Raw genomic sequence first — 18,415 nt, forward strand, 5'->3', positions numbered from 1 at the left:
GGTGTTCAATATGTATTACAGGGAAACACAACCCCAACCAGTCATCGGTCAAGCTTGGACCGGCAGGCATGTAATCTTGCTCCATTGCACAAACCAAAATCAATTCATTAACCTATACAAGAGTTACCACGCACCGATTGAACCGCCGCGGCATAACTGTGCCGAAACCTTATCCCAACTACTAAGTATCGGTTATCGCATCATGGGGGTAACCCCAATATCCCCGAATCACATTCAATATTTTTTAGTACTGGAACCATAAGCATGAGCTGCTCCCGATGTGGGGCAGTTCTTTTTTTATAATAGTTTTTTAAAAATAATAGGTTGTTAAAATTTAAAAAATAATCGGAATATATTAGTATATATAATATGCAATACATCAAGGAGGAGACAAAATGGGCAATATCAGCCAAAATTCCGAATCAGAATTATTATCTGAATCTACAAGACTGGTTTTTGAGCAATTAATGGAGAATGGGCAAGTTCAAGCGGGGCTCGAGTTTTTGAAGCAGGATAACGAAAATACCGTTTTGGAGCAAATAGCCCTAACAGAAATACCCTCACCAACGTACCACGAACAAGAACGTGGATTGGATTATCAAAAAAGGTTAGTAGAATACGGGCTTCAAAATGTCCAAATCGATAAACAAGGAAACGTCTTAGGAGTTCGGCCAGGGTCAGGAAACGGACCTCGGTTGGTAGTCACCGGGCACCTCGATACCGTTTTTCCTGAAGGAACCGATGTGAAAGCCAAACGGAAGGATGAAAAAGTTTTCGCTCCAGGAATTTCCGATGATGGAAGAGGACTCGCTTCGGTACTAACCTTGTTAAGGGCAATTGAAAAAGCGGGTATCCATACAATTGGTGATATTGTTTTTGGCGCGACTGTTGGAGAAGAAGGCTTAGGGGATTTAAATGGCGTTAAGGCCCTTTTTGAAAATAATAAAAATATTGACGGCTTTATTTCCATAGAGCCTGGCGATCCCGAACGGATTACCTACCTGGCCACGGGAAGCCGTAGATACCTTATTACCTTTAATGGTCCGGGGGGACATAGTTTCAGTGATTTTGGAACGCCGAGTGCCATCCATGCATTGGGAAGAGCGATTGCGAAAATCAGCGATATCCAAACACCAAGCGAGCCAAAAACAACGTTTAATGTTGGAACCGTCAATGGCGGGACATCGGTCAATACGATATCTGCCAGTGCGCAAATGCTGGTTGATATGCGGTCTGTCTCTCCCGACGAATTGTCTTCATTAGAAGATAAGGTACTAGAAATCGTAAGAAATGCGGCTGAGGAAGAAAATAGGCGTTGGGGTGCCGAAAGCATTCAAGTAGAGATAAAACTCGTGGGTGACAGGCCTGCGGGCAGCCAATCAACGGACAGCATCATTGTCCAGTCCGCGCTGGCTTCCGCAGAGGTCCTTGGATTTGAACCAGTTTTAGATGAACCTGGCAGCACCGATTCTAATGTGCCAATCAGTCTCGGGATTCCCGCCGCTACTCTCGGGGGAGGGGGAGATTTTGGCGGATGCCATACCCTTCAGGAATACTTTGACCCGAAAGATGCATTTTATGGAGTGCAAAAAATCTTTTTAACCATTCTCGGATTGGTAGGGGTAGAAAACATGAATCAGCCGCTTTTGTCCAAACGCGAAAGGGGAGAAGCGTAATGGGAATCGGTATTCAACCATTTTTGCACGTCCGGACCGCCAGTAACCCTGTCTATCATCCGGATGGCAGCAGAATGAACTTTATCACTGATTTTACCGGTCTTCCCCAAGTATGGGAGGTTAATTTAACCGGAGGATGGCCATCACAAAATTCTTTTACAGAAGAAAGAATTATGTTTGTTGGATATATTTCAGGAAGTTCACAAAGAATTATTGGAATGGACGCCGGCGTGAATGAAAAACAGCAGCTATTTCTGTTAAAAGAGGACGGGGAATTGCAGCCGCAGACTGATTCCTTGGACCATATCCACCATTACGGAGGAAGTGCTCCCGATGGCAGCTCAATCGCGTGGGCAAGCAACAGAAGGCACCCCGCTTATTTTGATATTTATGTGCAGAATCTTGAAACACTTGAGATTCAACTTGTTTTTCAAGGGGATGGCATGTTTCAACCATTGAAATGGTCGCCTGATGGACAATCACTATTGATTCAACAAGTGAATTCTAATCTGGATAATGACCTTGGCCTGATTGATCTTGCTACCGGGGAGGTGGCTTGGCTAACACCCCATGATGAGGAAGCAAAATTTGATCACCCTGAATTTAGCAAGGACGGCAGCCAGTTGTATTTGCTAACAAATAAAGGACATGAGTTTACCGGCCTTGCCGTACTTGACATCGCAACTAAGGAACTCAACTGGCTTGACAGGCGGGAATGGGATTTGGAGGACCTAGTGTTGAGCAAGGATAAACGCCGGTTAGCCTATACAGTAAATGCCGGCGGGGTATCCGAAGGTATCCTATATATGATTGAAGACAATACCATTGATAACTGGGATATGCCGATCGGTGTGATTACCGAATTGACTTTTTCCCCTGACAATCAAAAATTAGCCTTTGTGTTTAATGGCCCTGCACACCCATCAGATATTTGGGAACTGGACCTGCAAACCAAACAAACGAAACGCCTGACCTTTGTTTCAAGACTGCCGATTGTGGAAGAACAATTGGTTGAACCGGAGCTAATCAGTTTCCAATCGTTTGATGGCTTGAAGGTTCCGGCATTTTATTACAAACCGAAGAATGCATCAGGGAAGCTGCCGGTTGTGGTATTTGTCCATGGCGGACCGGAATCGCAAATCCGTGCCGTTTACAACCCGTTCCTTCAATATTTCATTAACCGCGGTTATGCTGTCTGTACTCCAAACGTAAGAGGAAGTTCAGGGTACGGTAAAACCTATATCCATTTGGATGATGTCCAAAAACGGATGGATTCTGTCAAGGATTTAACTTTATTGGTGGAATGGCTGAAGGAGAACGGGAATGCAGATCCTGATAAAATCGCCGTGATGGGACGCAGCTACGGAGGGTTTATGGTACTCGCCGCGATCACACATTATCCTAAACTCTGGGCCGCAGGTATTGATATTGTCGGCATATCAAGTTTTAGGACATTCTTGGAAAACACCAGCGTTTGGCGCCGTAAGCTAAGGGAAGCAGAGTATGGAAGCATTGAAAATGACGGGGATTTCTTTGATGAGATTGACCCGCTGCACCGGACTAAGGACATTGAATGCCCGGTCATGATGCTGCATGGAGCAAACGACCCTCGTGTGCCAATTGAAGAAACGGAACAGATGGTAAAAGAGTTAAGCGACCGCCAACATCCTGTCCGATATATCCGCTTTGAGGACGAAGGGCATTTCTTTGTTAAACTGAAAAATAATATTACAGCCTATACAGGGGTTGCAGACTTCCTTGATGAGTATATAGGAAAGGCTTAAATTTAATATGGAAACAGGAAGACCCGATCATGCTCGGGTCTTTTGTTTATTAATATACGAACGCAAGTAGGGGGGCGTTATCCGCAAGTTAGCTGATGTTAAGCGTAAATGAAATCTTCTTATCCGCAAGTTGCCATCACGCTATAGCTCCAGTGCTTGATCCAAATCTTCAATAAGCTTATCACTGTCTTCCAAACCAATCGAAACCCGGATCAGCCCGGGACTCACGTGCTCTTTTATCAACTTTTGTTCGTTATACCCATAATTAGGTGACATCACTAGGCTCTCAAATGAACCCCACGATACCCCAATCTGAAAAATATTTAACTTGTCAATAATCCCTTTAACAACCTCATATGTGCCATTCTTGATATCAAAACTAAATACCCCTGTATATCCTGTTAATTGTTTTTTTCCCAGTTCATAATCGGGGTGGGACGTCAGGGCTGGATAATGAACGGTTGCTATTCGTGGATGGGATTCCAGAAATTTGGCAGCCTTAAGGGCACTTTCTTGATGCGCCGCAAGCCTTAGGGGCAACGTTCTTAAACTACGGAGCAGCTGTGAGGCTGTATACGGTGCCATAACCCCTCCAAATAACAGGAATTCATCTTTGAATAACTTTTTCATTATTTCTTTACTGCTGATTATGGCTCCTCCCACTATGTCGCTATGTCCTCCTAAATATTTTGAGGCCGAGTGCACAACGACATCAATACCAAATGTCAATGGCTTTTGATAAAACGGGGTTGCCCAAGTATTATCCATAATCGTCCGTATTCCTTTTCCCTTCGCCAATTCTGCTGTTTTCTTTAAATCAACTAGTCGGTAATTCATATCAGTCGGACATTCAAGAAACATGACCTTCGTGTTGGGCAAAATGGCGTTCTCCATATCCTCAATGTTGGTTGAGTAAATAACGGAATGGTTAACGTTAAACTTTTTTAGGTATTGAATTACACTCATGGTGGACAGATAGATATTGCCAACACACAACACATGGTCACCGCTTTTTACACTGTTAAATAAGGCCGCACTAATCGCGGCCATCCCCGAAGAGACACATTTGCATTGTTCCCCCCGTTCCAATGCCGCCAGCTTTTCTTCGGCCATTTCAACGGTTGGGTTTGTTCCTCTAATATAGACATAGTGCTCAGTCTCGTCTGCAATGGCGTTCCCTAAACTTTCTAATGTTGGATAAACAAACAGAGTATTATGATAGATTGGTGGGATGACTGCACCTTGAAAACGGTTAGGTTCATCGGCAAAATGCATGCAAATATCATTGTCATAAGCACTATCATTAAATTCATTCATACTTGACTCCTGTTTTTAGGTATAAGTCCATTGATAATATTCCCAATGAAAGTGATTGGTATAAGGCGGGATATTTAAAATATCACTATAAAATCTCTAAGGGGATTGCTACAATTAAGGAATGGATACCCATTCTATTTATTTAAGAGGAGATAACTAAGATGTTATTTGAAAAAGTCCGTTGGGGCATTATTGGCTGTGGTGATGTAACAGAAGTAAAAAGCGGGCCGGCTTTTCAAAAAGTTGAAAACTCGGAGCTAGTCGCCGTCATGCGAAGGACAGGAAGCCTGGCAAAAGATTATGCGATACGGCACAACGTACCAAAATGGTATGATGATGCCGATGAACTGATAAATGATCCTGATGTCGATATTGTTTATATTGCCACCCCGCCAGGTTCCCATAAAGAATATACATTGAAAGCCGCTAGGGCCGGCAAACCTGTTTATGTCGAAAAACCTATGGCAAGAAACTATAAGGAATGCGAGGAAATGGTGAATGCCTGCCGGGAAGCAGGGGTTCCCTTATATGTGGCCTATTACCGCAGGGCACAGCCGAAATTTTTAAAAATAAAACAGCTGTTGGAACACAAAGCGATCGGTGAAGTTCGTTTTGTCACTCTCACACAATATCAAAAAGCCTCGGAAAATGTGAAGGACCCGAAAAATTTGCCATGGCGGGTGCAGCCGGATTTGGCTGGCGGCGGGTTATTCTTTGATTTAGCCAGCCATACATTAGATATGTTCGACTTTTTGCTGGGACCAATACAATCTGTTCAGGGCACGGCTTCCAATCAGGCAGGGCATTATACAGCGGAAGATATCGTTACAGGTAACTTTTTATTTGAATCCGGTGTCCATGGTACAGGAAATTGGTGTTTTTCCGCTTTTGAAAATGTCGATATCAATGAAATAATTGGCAGTGAGGGAAAAATCACATTTTCTACCTTTGGCAATGACCCAGTCATCTTAACTACTAATCACGGTAAAGAGGAATGGAGTTTTGTGCCGCCCCAGCATGTCCATCAGCCGCTGGTTGAAACCATCGTAGCAGAGTTAACCGGTGAGGGGAATGCCTGTCCAAGTAACGGGGTAACGGGTGCAAGAACCAATTGGGTTATGGATGAAATGGTTAAGCATTATTACCATAAGAAATAAAAGTTTAGGTACTGTTAAATGATATTGTTGATTTTTTAACTCTGTTGATTGGAGCGGAAGGCGCTCGACTCCTGCGGGAGTACGGGGCAGGGGAGACCCCTCAGGCGCTTCTAGCGCCGAGGAGGCTCCCCTGCCCTAAGGTCCGCGAGCGACTGGAGTGGAAATCAACAGCAAAATTTAACAGAGCCAAAGTTTAAAAATTCCCGCCAGATTAACCAGGCGGGATTAACTTTTATTTAATGTTATGTTCTTTGCGGATTTTCTCAAGCAGAGCTTGGCAGCCTTCTGAAACAAGCTCATAGGTTTCCTCAAAGTTTCCTGTGTAATATGGGTCCGGGACATCCTTCTTATCTTTCGTTAAGTCGAGCAGACGAAGGATTTTGGGATGGTTAGGCTGACCGGTCATCTTGGCGATGTCTCTTACATTGTTAATATCCATTCCAACGATATAATCGAATTTGTCAAAGTCTTGTTTGGTTAGTTGGCGTCCCATAAGGCCTTCTGAAGAAATATGGTATTGCTTAAGGATTTTAAGCGTCCCTTGATGAGGGGGATCACCGATATGCCAAGAACTCGTTGCCGCTGAATCGACGGTAATTTTATCAGTTAAATTTTCCTTTTTTACTAAGTCCCGAAATAAAGCCTCGGCCATAGGGGACCGGCAAATATTCCCCAGACAGACGAATAAAACATTAATCATTTTTAATACTCCTTTAACAAAAATATATTCTCAAAAAATATTATACATAAATATCAGTAAAAATTAATCAAGCTTTTTGGTTATGAAATAAGTCCAATCAAAATAAGTATAAATAAACGTTTTTTCCACGCCATTTTCTACATGACTGCCCAGCAATTGTCACTACTTTACTTATCCCAATTAAAACTCTATGAATGAAGGTCCGATCAGACCACTGAAGAGCTTGCAATGTTTAAAAAAGGAATTGAACGTTGCAGGCCATTTTCTGTATTATCGAGGCTCATAACAACATATCAGAGGATGGGGGTATCGGTAATGACAGCCAAATTGTTGACAGAGAAAAGCATCGGAGGCAGCATTGCTATAGTGATTGGTTTTCTCTCATTTTTCGAATCTGTCAAATTATACAAATATAGCTTGAATATTGTGACAGGTGACCATGCCTTGCCAGGACTAATTGGAATATTTCTGGTTGTTGTTGGAATAAGTCTGTTTTTTGAGAAAAAAACCCAAGAAGTAAGCAAGTCGGTGCTGCCGGCCGGGAGAACCCTATTTACATTAGCGGCGTCTGTCATCCTTCTATTTATCTACTGTTTGTTAATTGAATATTTCGGCTATGTGGCAAGCACGTTGGTTGTATCCATTGGCCTATTAAAATTGATAGCCAAAAATCGTTGGATTTATGCCATTTTGGTTGGGGGAATGATTACGGCTGTTCTATATTACCTGTTCATTGTGATCTTAAAAACTCCGTTTCCAATCGGCATCTTTGCTTTTTAACAGGAGGTACTAAATATGGAAACAATCATGTATTTATGGGGTGGTCTTAGTGAGGTTGTAACGCCTTCTAACCTGTTAATCGTTTTGCTGGGTTCCTTGCTTGGCACTCTGGTCGGTGTGCTTCCCGGCCTTGGCCCCACCTCTGCTATTGCTGTCCTTTTACCGGTAACCACGGTCCTGCAGCCGGCCCAAGGATTAATGATGATGGCCGGAATCTATTATGGATCAATGTACGGCGGATCGACGACCGCTATTTTAATGAACATTCCTGGGGAATCATCATCCGTGCCTACCACATTGGATGGTTATCCACTTGCCAAAATGGGCAGGGCCGGGTCAGCTCTCGGGATAGCCGCAATCGGTTCCTTTACCGCAGGCATCATCGGATTAATCGGCCTTGTCCTTTTTGCCCCGTTCTTGGCTGATCAAGCGTTAAAGTTTGGTCCTCCGGAGTATTTTACACTAATGTTAATTGCCCTTTTAGTCTTGTTTAATCTGACTGGCTACTCACTAAGGAAATCCATCCTGATGGGTCTATTCGGTTTTTTGATTTCGTTAGTGGGAATTGGGATGACAACCGGCATGCCAAGATTGAATTTTGGTCTTCCTTTTTTGGCTGGCGGATTCGACATGGTCAGTATCATTATCGGCCTTTTTGCGATCACCGAGGTGTTAAAAGGGCTCGAAGAAAATCGGGCTTCACGGGAGCGTGTCAAAATCAAACGGGTCTACCCGACAAAAAAAGATTTGCTTCAAAGCAAGAATGCGATTTTAAGAGGAAGTTTATTGGGCTTTTTCTTGGGGATCCTGCCGGGGATTTCCGCAACCATCACTTCCTTTTTATCCTACGATTTGGAGAAAAAACTTTCCAAGCAGCCTGAGAAATTCGGCAAAGGAGCCATCGAAGGTGTTGCCGGACCTGAATCAGCCAACAATGCAACCAGTTCGGGCGGTTTTATTCCCTTATTATCACTGGGAATCCCTGCATCTCCGCCTCTCGCTGTTCTTTTGGCGGCACTCATGATTTACGGTTTAACTCCTGGTCCGCTATTGTTTGAACAAAACAGTCAAATGGTGTGGATGGTCATTGCCTCGATGTTTGTGGGCAATGTGATCCTTTTGGTTTTAAACCTGCCTTTGGTGGGATTGTGGGCAAAACTGACAGAGGTTCCATTTGGCATATTGGCACCCATCATTCTCTTAGTGAGTGTTTTAGGGGCTTATTCCGTCCGAAATAGCATGTTTGATGTGGCGATCGCCATCACTTTTGGCGTCCTTGGCTATTTGTTCCATAAGTTTCATTGGCCGATTATCCCGTTTGTTCTATGTACTGTACTTGGCCCTAAAATTGAAAGCTCCTTTATTCAGTCGATGGAAATGTCATCCGGTAACTTATTCATCTTTGTGCAGCGTCCCATCTCGCTGACCATTTTAATATTGGCTGTCATTTTCCTGGTTCTATCCATATTTTTGATGAGAAGAACGAAAAAACGACTCCTGCAAGAAACAGGTGAGAAGATGGAATTTTCATAATTTGATTGTGGGGAGGTTTTATTTTTGAAAAAAAGATCGCTTCTGACCCTCTTTTACTCTTTCATTCTTACTTTGGTTGTGGCAGCATGCTCGTCTAACTCTATATCCAAACCGGCAACTACTGCCGGTGGAAATGCTAACAAGGAGATTGATTATCCGACAAGGCAAATTGAGCTGGTGGTTCCTTTTGCCGCGGGAGGTGGAGTTGATTTAGCCGCTCGGGCTGTTGCGGACTATCTAAGCAAGGAATGGGGCGAACCCATTGTCGTAACCAATAAACCAGGTGGAGGGGGAATTATTGGTGCCCAGTATGCGTTGAAAGAGGCAAAGCCCGACGGATATACGGTGCTGGTGAATAATAATTCCTCGACCACGATGTATGAAGCGGGAAATGCTAATCCAACGTTGACGATTGCAGATAATAAATTCGCTTCAAGAATTGCAGCAGGGTCACTTGCGTTTGGAGTAAAAGCTGATGCGGAATGGAAGGATTTAAAAGAGTTTTCTGACTGGGTAAAGAAAAATCCCGAAAAGTTAACGTGGGCAAGTGTGGGTCCCGCTGGATTTTCCGCTTTTGGCGTGGCGGAATGGCTGAAAACAATTGGGGTGGATTTTAAAAAGACTTCGATGGTGTCATCAGAGGGTGCATCTGACTCTACTGCAAAAGTTGCCGGCGGCCATGTTGTGTTGGCCGTGCATACAGTAGGGGAAATGGCGGCTCTCGCGGAGGCTGGAAAAATCAAATTGCTTGCCGTTTCATCGGACGAACGGAATCCGTTATTTCCAGATGTTCCTACGGCAAAAGAACTGGGATTTGACAACCTAGCTGTCAAATGGTGGACTGGATTATCTTTTGCACCCGGAACTCCTGATGAAATCGTCAAAAAGTGGGATGAAGCAGTGGCAAAAATGCAGAAAGACGAAGCGTTTATCAGCGAATTGGAGAAAATCAAACTTGAACCGGCGTATTTGAATTCGGCTGACTTCACGAAGGACGTCAAAAATGAAAAAGATCGATACACCAAACTGGCCGAAGAGGCGGGAATAAGGAAATAATAGGGGAAAGCCAAGTCTTTGTTTCGGGACTTGGCTTTTTACTAGGGAGAGTTTTCTGTTTTTAGGGTGAATTCTTCAAAAATTATTGTTATTCTACAAATTTAAAGGTGGATTTAACTGACTTAAACAAGGATTCTACAAATCACCGTTTCGATTCTACAATTATTATAAATTTTTAACCATTAAATCTATTAATTGCTCAGGAGAAGAGTCCGCCCTGATTAGGAAAGACTCCTAGCAATAAATGTTTGGGATTTAAATACGACTTTGTTGTCTGCTTGATTGAATCCCTCAATATAAATAACATTCTTATCAGCCGCGGAGGTATCCTTTTGAAGGGTAATGGTATCTCCCGGCAATGCTTCATGTTGGAATTGGATATCGATCATTAGCATCGAGTAGTTTTTATGGTCATCGACAGGAAAACAATCCATGATATAATCCACATATTTGGAATTGTTTAAATGTCCGTTAAAGTCGATATCGCTGTATCCGATCACTTTATGGTAGGCTGTCTCTAATGAGCCAAAATCCTTCAGCTTTCCTAAGCTTCCTTCAATCGCTCTTTCAGTTATGTTATCAGGGTAGCGAATGCCAATCTTATCGCTTCTTCTTAATTTTCTTGAAGCAATATCCATTATCACCCATTTTGATACAGCTTTAATGATAATATCCCCATTTTTATCCTTAACCAGATAATCTCGGTCAAACTCCACTTTTCCTGGCTCAAGCGGCCATGTTTCGATCGTGATTTCCTCATCCCAATTCGGATTTCGGATGATTTCTACACGGATTCGCATTAGTACCCAAGCAACACCGAATTCCTTGTCTAAAAATTCAATTCCATATCCCAAAGCTTCAGATGCCAAACTTGCGGTTTCTTGAAAATAGCTGAACAGCGTACTTAACCTCAGTTGTTTTTTTAAATCGACATCCCTTAAATCAATATGGTAGTTCTTTTTAAAAATGGAGGTACCATAGTCCATTGCAAAGACTCCTTTACTGCTAATTAACCCTTTTGACATATTAAATTGTAGCATAGAATTTTTTCGGTTCATAATATGGACTACTTAAGACTCTTAGTTGATATATTGGAATAATAGAGTTAAGATTTTTTATATTGATATTATTAAAAATTGTTGTAATAATTAAAAGAAATTTAAAAGAATTAAGTCCTGATTACTTCTGGAGGGATCTTTTTGACTACTATTAAAACTGCAATTATTGTTGGAGGCGGCATTGGCGGGCTAGTTACTGCCCTAAAACTTCACCGCGTTGGCGTGGCAACGCGTGTCTTTGAAAGTGTGGAAACCATTAAGGCGCTAGGAGTGGGTATCAATTTACTGCCTCACGCTGTAAGAGTATTGACTGAATTAGGATTGGCAGATGAACTCCAAAAAACAGGCTTGCCGACAGCAGAACTCATCTATGTTAATAAATTCGGCAAGGAAATTTGGCAAGAGCCGCGGGGAATCGGCGCTGGTTACCACTGGCCGCAATACTCCATCCACCGTGGCCGTCTGCAGATGCTGTTATTGAATGCTGTAAAAAAAGAATTAGGGGAAAACGCAGTATTTACTGGCCATCACCTGAAATCTTTTGAAATGTCGGGGGAGTCAGTTTCTGCACAGTTTATCAATCGAAAAACAGGGGAGAGCCTTGGAACCTATAGTGCGGATATCATGATTGCTGCAGATGGCATTCACTCCGTTGTACGAAAATTCTTTTACCCTAATGAGGGACTCCCGAATTTCAGCGGCCGTATCTTATGGCGTGGACTGACAGAATCTACTCCGTTTTTAACAGGGAGATCAATGATTATGGCTGGTTATCAGGACCAAAAATTTGTTGCCTATCCGGTTTGCCCGGATACAGCAGCAAAAGGGCGGTCGTTGGTAAACTGGATTGCCGAACTGGCTGTAACCGATGAAATGCCATCACGGGCTGACTGGAACCGAAAAATCGAAAAAGACATATTTGCCCCTGCCTTTGATAATTGGAACTTTGGCTGGCTTAATGTACCTAAATTAATAGAAGAAACAAAAGATGTATATGAATTTCCCATGGTGGACCGTGATCCGCTGCCACAGTGGACATTTGGCAGGGTGACCCTTTTGGGAGATGCAGCCCATCCGATGTATCCAATTGGATCCAATGGTGCTTCGCAAGCAATCCTTGATGCAGACGCATTAGGAGAGGCCATTGCTGCACAGCCAAATGAAGAGAGTGCATTGAGGGCATATGAAGCTGCCAGATTGGAACCCACGGCAAATATCGTAATGGCTAACCGGAAAAACGGGCCGGAAGTGGTTATGCAAATTGTTGAGGAACGGGCGCCCCATGGTTTTGAAAACTTACATGATATTATTTCACAAAAGGAATTAGAGGATATCGCGAACCGATATAAGCAAATTGCCGGCTTTGATCGTGAAAAATTAAACAGGAAACTAGGAGTTTTATAATGGTAGAACACATTGTCTTAATTAAATTTTCACCAAGAACAACAATGGTACAAAAACAAGAACTCATTCGCAGAACCATGTTGTTAAAAGACATTATTCCCGGAATCGTCGATATTCAGCAGGGGATCAACTTTTCCAATCGAAGCAAGGGGTATGAAGTCGGTTTGACTGTCCGTTTTGAAGACAGAACCTCATTGGATAACTATGGTCCGCATCCGGCGCACCAGGAGATTGTTTTATATTTGAATGAAATAGGCGTGGAAGATAGCATCATTGTTGATTTCAACCATCCATCCATTATCTGACGTCTCAGAGTCGGCTTAACCTTGGGTGAACTTAAATCAATATTTATGCAAAATTGTCAACATGGTCTTTGCTTTTGCTATTATTATGATACTATAATATTGACTAAAAAGCGGGAGGCCGACATGCTGACTTTTGAAGAAAAACTAGCGATCATAGAAGAATTTCCGGAACTGGAGCGGGTAAATGTTTCACTTGGACGGGTCAATTTCCAGTTTAAAGAAAGCATCTCTGATAAGAAAAACGTGGTTTACCATCTGCATCCAAACGGAAATGGCTTTGTTTATGCGGGTTTGTTGAAAAAGTACCAAACCGATGATAAAGGAATGGTGAATATCCGTGAGATCTCTTCTGACGAACTTAGGCAGCTGATTCAAGACTCGATAAAGAGTTTGTCTGCTGACCAAAAGACCGTAGTAGAAGAGGCAATCATCGGGGAAAATGAAGACGAACGCTGGATAAACGATGAAAACCAACAATTGTTGTTAGTGAACGAAGACGACTTTTGGAATATTTATTACGGACTCAATTTGGAAGAAACCTTTGCTACCTATGAAGAGGCAGAAATCTTTTTAGTTGAAGAAGGTTTTAAAAGGAACCGTAATTCTTAATGGAATGACACAAAAAGCTGGCCTGATGAGGCCAGCTTTTTGTGTCTGTTTAATAGCCGCGCACTCGATCTACCCATCCAGCTAGCGGCTGATTTTTTACATAACGATGGAGATTTTCTATAAAAACACTGCCCACGCCATTAACGGTACTTGGACCGGACAAATGCGGGGTGATATATACATTTGGCATCCTATAGAAGGGGTGGCCTGACGGCAAGGGCTCTGTTTCAAACACATCCAGAACTGCTGCTTGAAGATGGCCCGATTGCAGGACTAAAAGCAAATCATTTTCGTCGATTAAGGAGCCGCGTCCCACATTAATCAGGCAAGCGGATGGTTTCATGCTATTAAGAATATTCTTGCCAATGATGTGATAAGTATCCTGTGTTAGCGGAAGGGTTAACACTAGATAGTCCAAGTCTTTCACAAACCCTTTTACATTGTCGGGGGTAAAGTGTTGGTCGACTAGTGAAGCTTGTTTGCCACTCATGCTCAATCCATATACCCGCATGTCAAATGCCCTTGCTTTTCGGACAACTTCAGCCCCAATGGAGCCCAAACCGGCCACCCCAATCGTCTTTCCAGAGAGCGACCCGGAAACAAAAGGGTCCCAATGTCTGTCCAACTGGGCTTGTCTCATTCGTGGGACATTTTTTGTAATATACAATAGATAAGTAAAAACGTATTCGGAAATCACAGGGCCAAATTGGTCAACAATTCTGGTGAGAAGAATGTTTGATGGAATGAATTGGTCTTTGACCAAATCATCCACTCCAGCTCCAATCGATTGGAACCATCGGACAGTAGAACCCATTGGTTGACTGAGGAGAACAGTGGGGAATTTCCATCCCAAGATAATCTCCGTGTTGGGCAGATTCCGCTTAGCCTCTTCGTAAGTTGCTGCTTCAGTTACCCTCGAGAAACCGTGCGCCCGAATATAATCCGCGTACTCTTTTGCCTGCTTTGGATGAAAAACCAGAATTTTAGGCTGGGATGTAGTCATGGTACCTCTCCTTTATGTATAAGCTTATCTCTCTATTCATTTTAAAATATAGACGAAAAAACACGGTTAATCAATTTAATTCAATGATAGGATTGATGGCAGCAACGAGATAATCGAATCAAAACAGGATGTTTTTTGTAAGATGTAATATTTCGGGTATCAAAATATTAAAAATCTGTGGTATGATAGCCATTATTAACTAACAATAAAAAATTCATTTTTGATGTATTTGGGAGATGGAACAGAATGCCCATGTGGAAACGAAATTTATATGTGTTATGGATCGGGGTATTTTTTACAGCAGCCAGTTTTTCAATGGTGATTCCGTTTTTGCCCATTTTTCTTCCGCAAATAGGTGTGAGTCAACATGTGGAAATGTGGTCGGGTGTATTATATAGCGCGGCCTTTTTTTCAGGGGCGCTTTCTTCTCCGTTTTGGGGCAGCTTGGCGGATAAATATGGCCGGAAGCCAATGATTATCCGAGCGGGATTTTCTTTGTTTGTCATTTATTCATTAACCGCGTTTGTGACCAATCCTTACCAGCTGTTGGCGTTACGAATTTCCCAAGGGCTTTTGACGGGTTTCATTCCCGGCGCCATCGCGTTAATCGGAACCAATACCCCTAACAACAAAGTGGGATATGCTTTATCGTTGATTTCGACCGCTTCCGCGTCAGGCAATATTGTCGGTCCTCTTCTGGGCGGGGCCATTGCCCATTTGGCAGGGAATAGGTGGGCGTTTGGCAGTGCGGGATTGATCGTGTTTATTTCCACCATACTTGTTGTGTTATGGGTAAAAGAAGAAAATTTCACCCCAAACAAACAAAAGGGATCGGTAAAGAATGATATTCTACAGGCATGGACGTATCGTCCATTTGTTCTTGTCCTTCTTTTGACCATTGTCACTTCGGGTTCGGTCATGACGATTGAGCCGGTTCTCCCCTTGTATATTGTTAAATTGGGAGGTAATGCCGAAAATGCTTCGTTATTAGCCGGAATTGTGTTCTCCCTTCCTGGCATCGCCAGTGCTCTGTTTGCTCCGTTTTGGGGGCGATGGGCAGATAAAGTCGGCTTTCAACGCGTTCTTGTCCTTGGATTGTTGGGTGGCGCAATCGGGACACTGGCCCAAATTTTGTTTAGCGAAATTTGGGGTTTTTCGATTATCCGGTTTATCTACGGCGTGTTTTTCTGTGCCGTTTTCCCAGCTTTGAACGGGCTGGTTGTGAAGTCCACTCCTGATAATTTCCGTGGCCGTGCATTTAGTTTAAACCAAACCGCGAACCAAATTGGCGGAATGGCTGGACCAGTCTTAGGCGGCTATATCGGCGGCATTTTTCCTGCCCGTATGGTCTTTATGGTAACAGGATTGTTACTGTTGGCTGCAACGGGTACGGCGTATTGGAAAGGAAAAGAGCTTACAGCCAAAACAAAGAGAGATTTAATTCCAGGAAAATGATTTCAAAATAGAAGGATTTAGGATTGATTAAACGATAATATTGGTTTTTTTAAACTCTATTGACTGGAGCATTTTATTCTTGCGTGGGCGGATCCGAGGAAGAATTTTAGTGTCCTGCCCCGTACTCCCGCGGGTTCGCTGAGCGACTGAGCGGAAATCAACAGCCTAATATAAGGAATATGATGGCAGATTTGGTTCCAATATGCTTGACAAACCCAGGAGGATTTATGTCATAATAGTCCCTTGGAAGGCGGGTGTAATGATGAATAACGAAAATTTAAAATCTAAAGTTCAAGTTATCTTTCATAAATATAATGGCTTTTTCTTGTTGGCTGTGATTTTGCTTTGGATTAAGACATATGCAGCCCAACTGACACAATTTGACTTAGGTATAGAAAATTCATTACAGAAATTTCTTTTATTTATAAATCCACTAGGATCGGCACTGCTTTTTTTGAGTTTATCATTGCTTATTAAAGGCCGAAAAAAGTATATTTGGCTGATAGGGATTGATTTCCTATTATCTTTTTTACTATATGCTAATATTGTATTTTACCGATTTTTTAATGATTTTATTACCCTGCCGACGATTACGCAGACACAAAATTTCGGAGATGTCAGCGGCAGTGTTCTTTCCTTATTAAGACCATATGATGTGTTGTTCTTTCTGGATGTGATTGTTTTAATCGGCTTATTGGCGTTTGGCTGGGGCAGGATGGAACAACGCAGTTGGAATCGCCGGAAAGCAACGGTCCTAATTACTTTGTCATTGGCTATTTCCTGTATCAATATCGCATTAGCTGAAGTCGACCGACCCCAATTGTTAACAAGGGGATTTGACCGGAATTATATTGTTAAATATTTAGGAATGTACAATTACACCATTTACGATGCCGTAAAAAGTACAAAAGCGTCCGCCCAAAGAGTTTTGGCGGATAGCGATGACATTACTGAAGTAATCAACTATACAAAATCCAATTATGCTGAGCCAAACCCGGCGTACTTTGGCAAAGCCAAAGGGATGAATGTCATCTATTTACATCTTGAGTCGATGCAAAATTTCTTGATTAACTATAAACTTCATGGGGAAGAAGTAACGCCGTTCTTGAATTCTCTCACGAATGATCAAAACACTTTCTATTTTGATAACTTCTTTCACCAGACGGGACAAGGCAAGACTTCGGATGCTGAATTCATGCTCGAAAACTCATTGTTTGGTTTGCCGCAGGGTTCTGCTTTTACGACCAAAGGCTTGAATACGTATCAGGCAGCACCGGCTATTTTGGGCCAGCAGGGCTATACATCAGCCGTTTTCCACGGGAATTCGGGAAGCTTTTGGAATCGGAATGAAATTTATAAATCTTTGGGTTATGAGAAGTTTTTTGATTCGCAGTATTACACAATAAATTCGGCAGACTTGGCTGAGTATGGTCTCATGGATAAGCCATTCTTTTCACAATCGATTCCACTTTTGCAATCATTGCCGCAGCCGTTTTATGCCAAATTTATCACGGTATCCAACCACTATCCGTACCCGCTGAAAAAGGAGGATGCAACCATTGCTCCAGATACAACGGGTGATCCTTCTGTGGATAATTATTTCCAAACAGCGCGGTATGCTGATGAAGCCTTAGAGCAATTCTTTGCCTATTTAAAAGAATCAGGTCTTTACGACAACTCTATCATCATCATGTACGGGGACCATTATGGTATTTCTGAGAACCATAATAAAGCCATGTCAAAAGTAATGGGTAAAGATATCAATGCATTTGAAAGCGCAGGATTGCAAAGGGTTCCTTTATTGATCCATGTTCCAGGAGTCCAAGGCGGTGTGATGCATCAATATGGCGGTCAGGTGGACCTGCTCCCAACACTGCTTCATTTGCTTGGAATTGGTTCGAAGGAATATGTACAACTGGGAACAGACCTGTTATCAGAACAGCACGACCAGGTTGTTCCTTTCCGGAACGGTGATTTTGTGAGTCCGGACATTTCGTCAATCGATGGGAAGTTTTACGATTCCACTAACGGGACGGAACTGGCCAAAAATCAACTTGAAAAGGCCAACCAGTACAAGAAATTAGTGGAACAAAAATTGGCTCTTTCGGATAAGATTGTGAATGGTGATTTACTTCGCTTCTACACTCCGAAGAATTTTACCCAGGTAGACAGGGAAAAATACGACTATAATTTAAATCACAAGCAAGAGACAACTGAATAGCATCATAACTAGCTGCTTTGAGGGATCATCCTTTCCCTTTGGCAGCTTTTTTTTATGATTTTAAAACCCCAATTAAGATACAGCTCACCCCTAGAAAAATCCACCCAATTTTAACTAGGGAAATATTTCCGACCACCCCGAGAACTCCAATTGTGGTAGTGAGAATTAAAATAACCGGTCCTACAAGAGCAAGGGAACTATTCACCATAAGGGCTTTTTCCACCGAATTCAATTTAATCATTAATAACGCCGCAAAGACCTCGATACTCCCGGAAAGTATTCTCAGCAAGGCCATTCCTAATACTGCTTTTTCAATAAATATAAACATAGGAACCTCCTTAATAAATATTTCATCCC

17 protein-coding genes are annotated in these 18,415 nt (G+C 42.5%); 12 read left to right on the forward strand and 5 right to left on the reverse strand.

The features are described from left to right. Window positions 1-10 precede the first annotated feature (10 nt). The 3 genes from ACY8D0_RS06065 (at window position 11) to ACY8D0_RS06075 (ending at window position 3,460) form a co-directional block, all read left to right on the forward strand. On the forward strand, window positions 11-262 hold the full coding sequence (locus ACY8D0_RS06065) for a hypothetical protein (protein WP_462409577.1): 252 nt from the start codon (window positions 11-13) through the stop codon (window positions 260-262). Window positions 263-395: 133 nt separating this feature from the next. Then, on the forward strand, window positions 396-1,676 hold the full coding sequence (locus ACY8D0_RS06070) for a M20/M25/M40 family metallo-hydrolase (protein WP_462409578.1): 1,281 nt from the start codon (window positions 396-398) through the stop codon (window positions 1,674-1,676). Then, complete coding sequence (locus ACY8D0_RS06075) at window positions 1,676-3,460, forward strand: S9 family peptidase (RefSeq protein ID WP_462409579.1); 1,785 nt, start codon at window positions 1,676-1,678, stop codon at window positions 3,458-3,460. Before ACY8D0_RS06070 ends, ACY8D0_RS06075 begins: the two co-directional genes overlap by 1 nt. A 141-nt stretch (window positions 3,461-3,601) precedes the next feature. Here ACY8D0_RS06075 and ACY8D0_RS06080 read toward each other — a convergent pair whose 3' ends face one another. Continuing rightward, complete coding sequence (locus tag ACY8D0_RS06080) at window positions 3,602-4,777, reverse strand: trans-sulfuration enzyme family protein (RefSeq protein ID WP_462409580.1); 1,176 nt, start codon at window positions 4,775-4,777, stop codon at window positions 3,602-3,604. Window positions 4,778-4,938: 161 nt separating this feature from the next. On the opposite strand from ACY8D0_RS06080, the gene ACY8D0_RS06085 reads away from it, so the two are divergent. After that, complete coding sequence (locus ACY8D0_RS06085) at window positions 4,939-5,934, forward strand: Gfo/Idh/MocA family protein (RefSeq protein WP_462409581.1); 996 nt, start codon at window positions 4,939-4,941, stop codon at window positions 5,932-5,934. Window positions 5,935-6,166: 232 nt separating this feature from the next. Here ACY8D0_RS06085 and ACY8D0_RS06090 read toward each other — a convergent pair whose 3' ends face one another. Next, window positions 6,167-6,634, reverse strand: a complete 468-nt coding sequence (locus tag ACY8D0_RS06090; protein ID WP_462409582.1) for a low molecular weight protein-tyrosine-phosphatase — start codon at window positions 6,632-6,634, stop codon at window positions 6,167-6,169. 315 nt (window positions 6,635-6,949) lie between these two features. On the opposite strand from ACY8D0_RS06090, the gene ACY8D0_RS06095 reads away from it, so the two are divergent. Genes ACY8D0_RS06095 through ACY8D0_RS06105 form a run of 3 tightly spaced genes read left to right on the forward strand, consistent with a single transcriptional unit; the run spans window position 6,950 to window position 10,003 of the window. Beyond that, the gene (locus ACY8D0_RS06095; protein WP_462409583.1) at window positions 6,950-7,414 is read left to right on the forward strand and encodes a tripartite tricarboxylate transporter TctB family protein; all 465 of its coding nucleotides are present in this window, start codon (window positions 6,950-6,952) and stop codon (window positions 7,412-7,414) included. A 15-nt stretch (window positions 7,415-7,429) separates the two neighbouring features. Continuing rightward, entirely contained in the window at window positions 7,430-8,947 is a 1,518-nt protein-coding gene (locus ACY8D0_RS06100; RefSeq protein ID WP_462409584.1) for a tripartite tricarboxylate transporter permease, read from the forward strand. A gap of 24 nt (window positions 8,948-8,971) precedes the next feature. Then, entirely contained in the window at window positions 8,972-10,003 is a 1,032-nt protein-coding gene (locus ACY8D0_RS06105; protein WP_462409585.1) for a tripartite tricarboxylate transporter substrate binding protein, read from the forward strand. 221 nt (window positions 10,004-10,224) lie between these two features. On the opposite strand, the gene ACY8D0_RS06110 is transcribed toward ACY8D0_RS06105, so the two are convergent. Beyond that, entirely contained in the window at window positions 10,225-10,989 is a 765-nt protein-coding gene (locus tag ACY8D0_RS06110; protein ID WP_462409586.1) for an acyl-[acyl-carrier-protein] thioesterase, read from the reverse strand. Window positions 10,990-11,202: 213 nt separating this feature from the next. On the opposite strand from ACY8D0_RS06110, the gene ACY8D0_RS06115 reads away from it, so the two are divergent. From ACY8D0_RS06115 to ACY8D0_RS06125, 3 genes are all read left to right on the forward strand, one after another. After that, complete coding sequence (locus tag ACY8D0_RS06115; RefSeq protein ID WP_462409587.1) at window positions 11,203-12,465, forward strand: flavin-dependent oxidoreductase; 1,263 nt, start codon at window positions 11,203-11,205, stop codon at window positions 12,463-12,465. Then, window positions 12,465-12,770 (forward strand): Dabb family protein, encoded by a 306-nt coding sequence (locus ACY8D0_RS06120; protein ID WP_462409588.1) that lies wholly within the window; start codon window positions 12,465-12,467, stop codon window positions 12,768-12,770. The genes ACY8D0_RS06115 and ACY8D0_RS06120 overlap by 1 nt, the downstream gene beginning before the upstream one ends. Window positions 12,771-12,893: 123 nt before the next feature. Continuing rightward, window positions 12,894-13,379 (forward strand): hypothetical protein, encoded by a 486-nt coding sequence (locus ACY8D0_RS06125; RefSeq protein ID WP_462409589.1) that lies wholly within the window; start codon window positions 12,894-12,896, stop codon window positions 13,377-13,379. Between the two features lie 49 nt (window positions 13,380-13,428). Here ACY8D0_RS06125 and ACY8D0_RS06130 read toward each other — a convergent pair whose 3' ends face one another. Then, the gene (locus ACY8D0_RS06130; protein ID WP_462409590.1) at window positions 13,429-14,382 is read right to left on the reverse strand and encodes a D-2-hydroxyacid dehydrogenase; all 954 of its coding nucleotides are present in this window, start codon (window positions 14,380-14,382) and stop codon (window positions 13,429-13,431) included. 246 nt (window positions 14,383-14,628) lie between these two features. On the opposite strand from ACY8D0_RS06130, the gene ACY8D0_RS06135 reads away from it, so the two are divergent. Together ACY8D0_RS06135 and ACY8D0_RS06140 are read left to right on the forward strand one after the other, a co-directional pair. Then, window positions 14,629-15,837: an MFS transporter gene (locus tag ACY8D0_RS06135; RefSeq protein ID WP_462409591.1), complete on the forward strand. Its 1,209-nt coding sequence runs from the start codon at window positions 14,629-14,631 to the stop codon at window positions 15,835-15,837. Window positions 15,838-16,096: 259 nt separating this feature from the next. After that, complete coding sequence (locus ACY8D0_RS06140) at window positions 16,097-18,058, forward strand: lipoteichoic acid synthase (RefSeq protein WP_462409592.1); 1,962 nt, start codon at window positions 16,097-16,099, stop codon at window positions 18,056-18,058. A 52-nt stretch (window positions 18,059-18,110) separates the two neighbouring features. Here ACY8D0_RS06140 and ACY8D0_RS06145 read toward each other — a convergent pair whose 3' ends face one another. Then, window positions 18,111-18,386, reverse strand: coding sequence for a YqhV family protein (locus ACY8D0_RS06145; protein ID WP_462409593.1), 276 nt, complete (start codon window positions 18,384-18,386; stop codon window positions 18,111-18,113). Window positions 18,387-18,415: the final 29 nt, after the last annotated feature.

This window comes from Neobacillus camarae (assembly GCF_054950115.1).

Coding starts and splice junctions, on each gene's coding strand:
- ACY8D0_RS06140 (WP_462409592.1), top strand. CDS start 16,097: ATGATGAATAACGAAAATTTAAAATCTAAAGTTCAAGTTATCTTTCAT.
- ACY8D0_RS06065 (WP_462409577.1), top strand. CDS start 11: ATGTATTACAGGGAAACACAACCCCAACCAGTCATCGGTCAAGCTTGG.
- ACY8D0_RS06080 (WP_462409580.1), bottom strand. CDS start 4,777: ATGAATGAATTTAATGATAGTGCTTATGACAATGATATTTGCATGCAT.
- ACY8D0_RS06075 (WP_462409579.1), top strand. CDS start 1,676: ATGGGAATCGGTATTCAACCATTTTTGCACGTCCGGACCGCCAGTAAC.
- ACY8D0_RS06085 (WP_462409581.1), top strand. CDS start 4,939: ATGTTATTTGAAAAAGTCCGTTGGGGCATTATTGGCTGTGGTGATGTA.
- ACY8D0_RS06090 (WP_462409582.1), bottom strand. CDS start 6,634: ATGATTAATGTTTTATTCGTCTGTCTGGGGAATATTTGCCGGTCCCCT.
- ACY8D0_RS06125 (WP_462409589.1), top strand. CDS start 12,894: ATGCTGACTTTTGAAGAAAAACTAGCGATCATAGAAGAATTTCCGGAA.
- ACY8D0_RS06130 (WP_462409590.1), bottom strand. CDS start 14,382: ATGACTACATCCCAGCCTAAAATTCTGGTTTTTCATCCAAAGCAGGCA.
- ACY8D0_RS06145 (WP_462409593.1), bottom strand. CDS start 18,386: ATGTTTATATTTATTGAAAAAGCAGTATTAGGAATGGCCTTGCTGAGA.
- ACY8D0_RS06135 (WP_462409591.1), top strand. CDS start 14,629: ATGCCCATGTGGAAACGAAATTTATATGTGTTATGGATCGGGGTATTT.
- ACY8D0_RS06070 (WP_462409578.1), top strand. CDS start 396: ATGGGCAATATCAGCCAAAATTCCGAATCAGAATTATTATCTGAATCT.
- ACY8D0_RS06120 (WP_462409588.1), top strand. CDS start 12,465: ATGGTAGAACACATTGTCTTAATTAAATTTTCACCAAGAACAACAATG.
- ACY8D0_RS06100 (WP_462409584.1), top strand. CDS start 7,430: ATGGAAACAATCATGTATTTATGGGGTGGTCTTAGTGAGGTTGTAACG.
- ACY8D0_RS06110 (WP_462409586.1), bottom strand. CDS start 10,989: ATGGACTATGGTACCTCCATTTTTAAAAAGAACTACCATATTGATTTA.
- ACY8D0_RS06095 (WP_462409583.1), top strand. CDS start 6,950: ATGACAGCCAAATTGTTGACAGAGAAAAGCATCGGAGGCAGCATTGCT.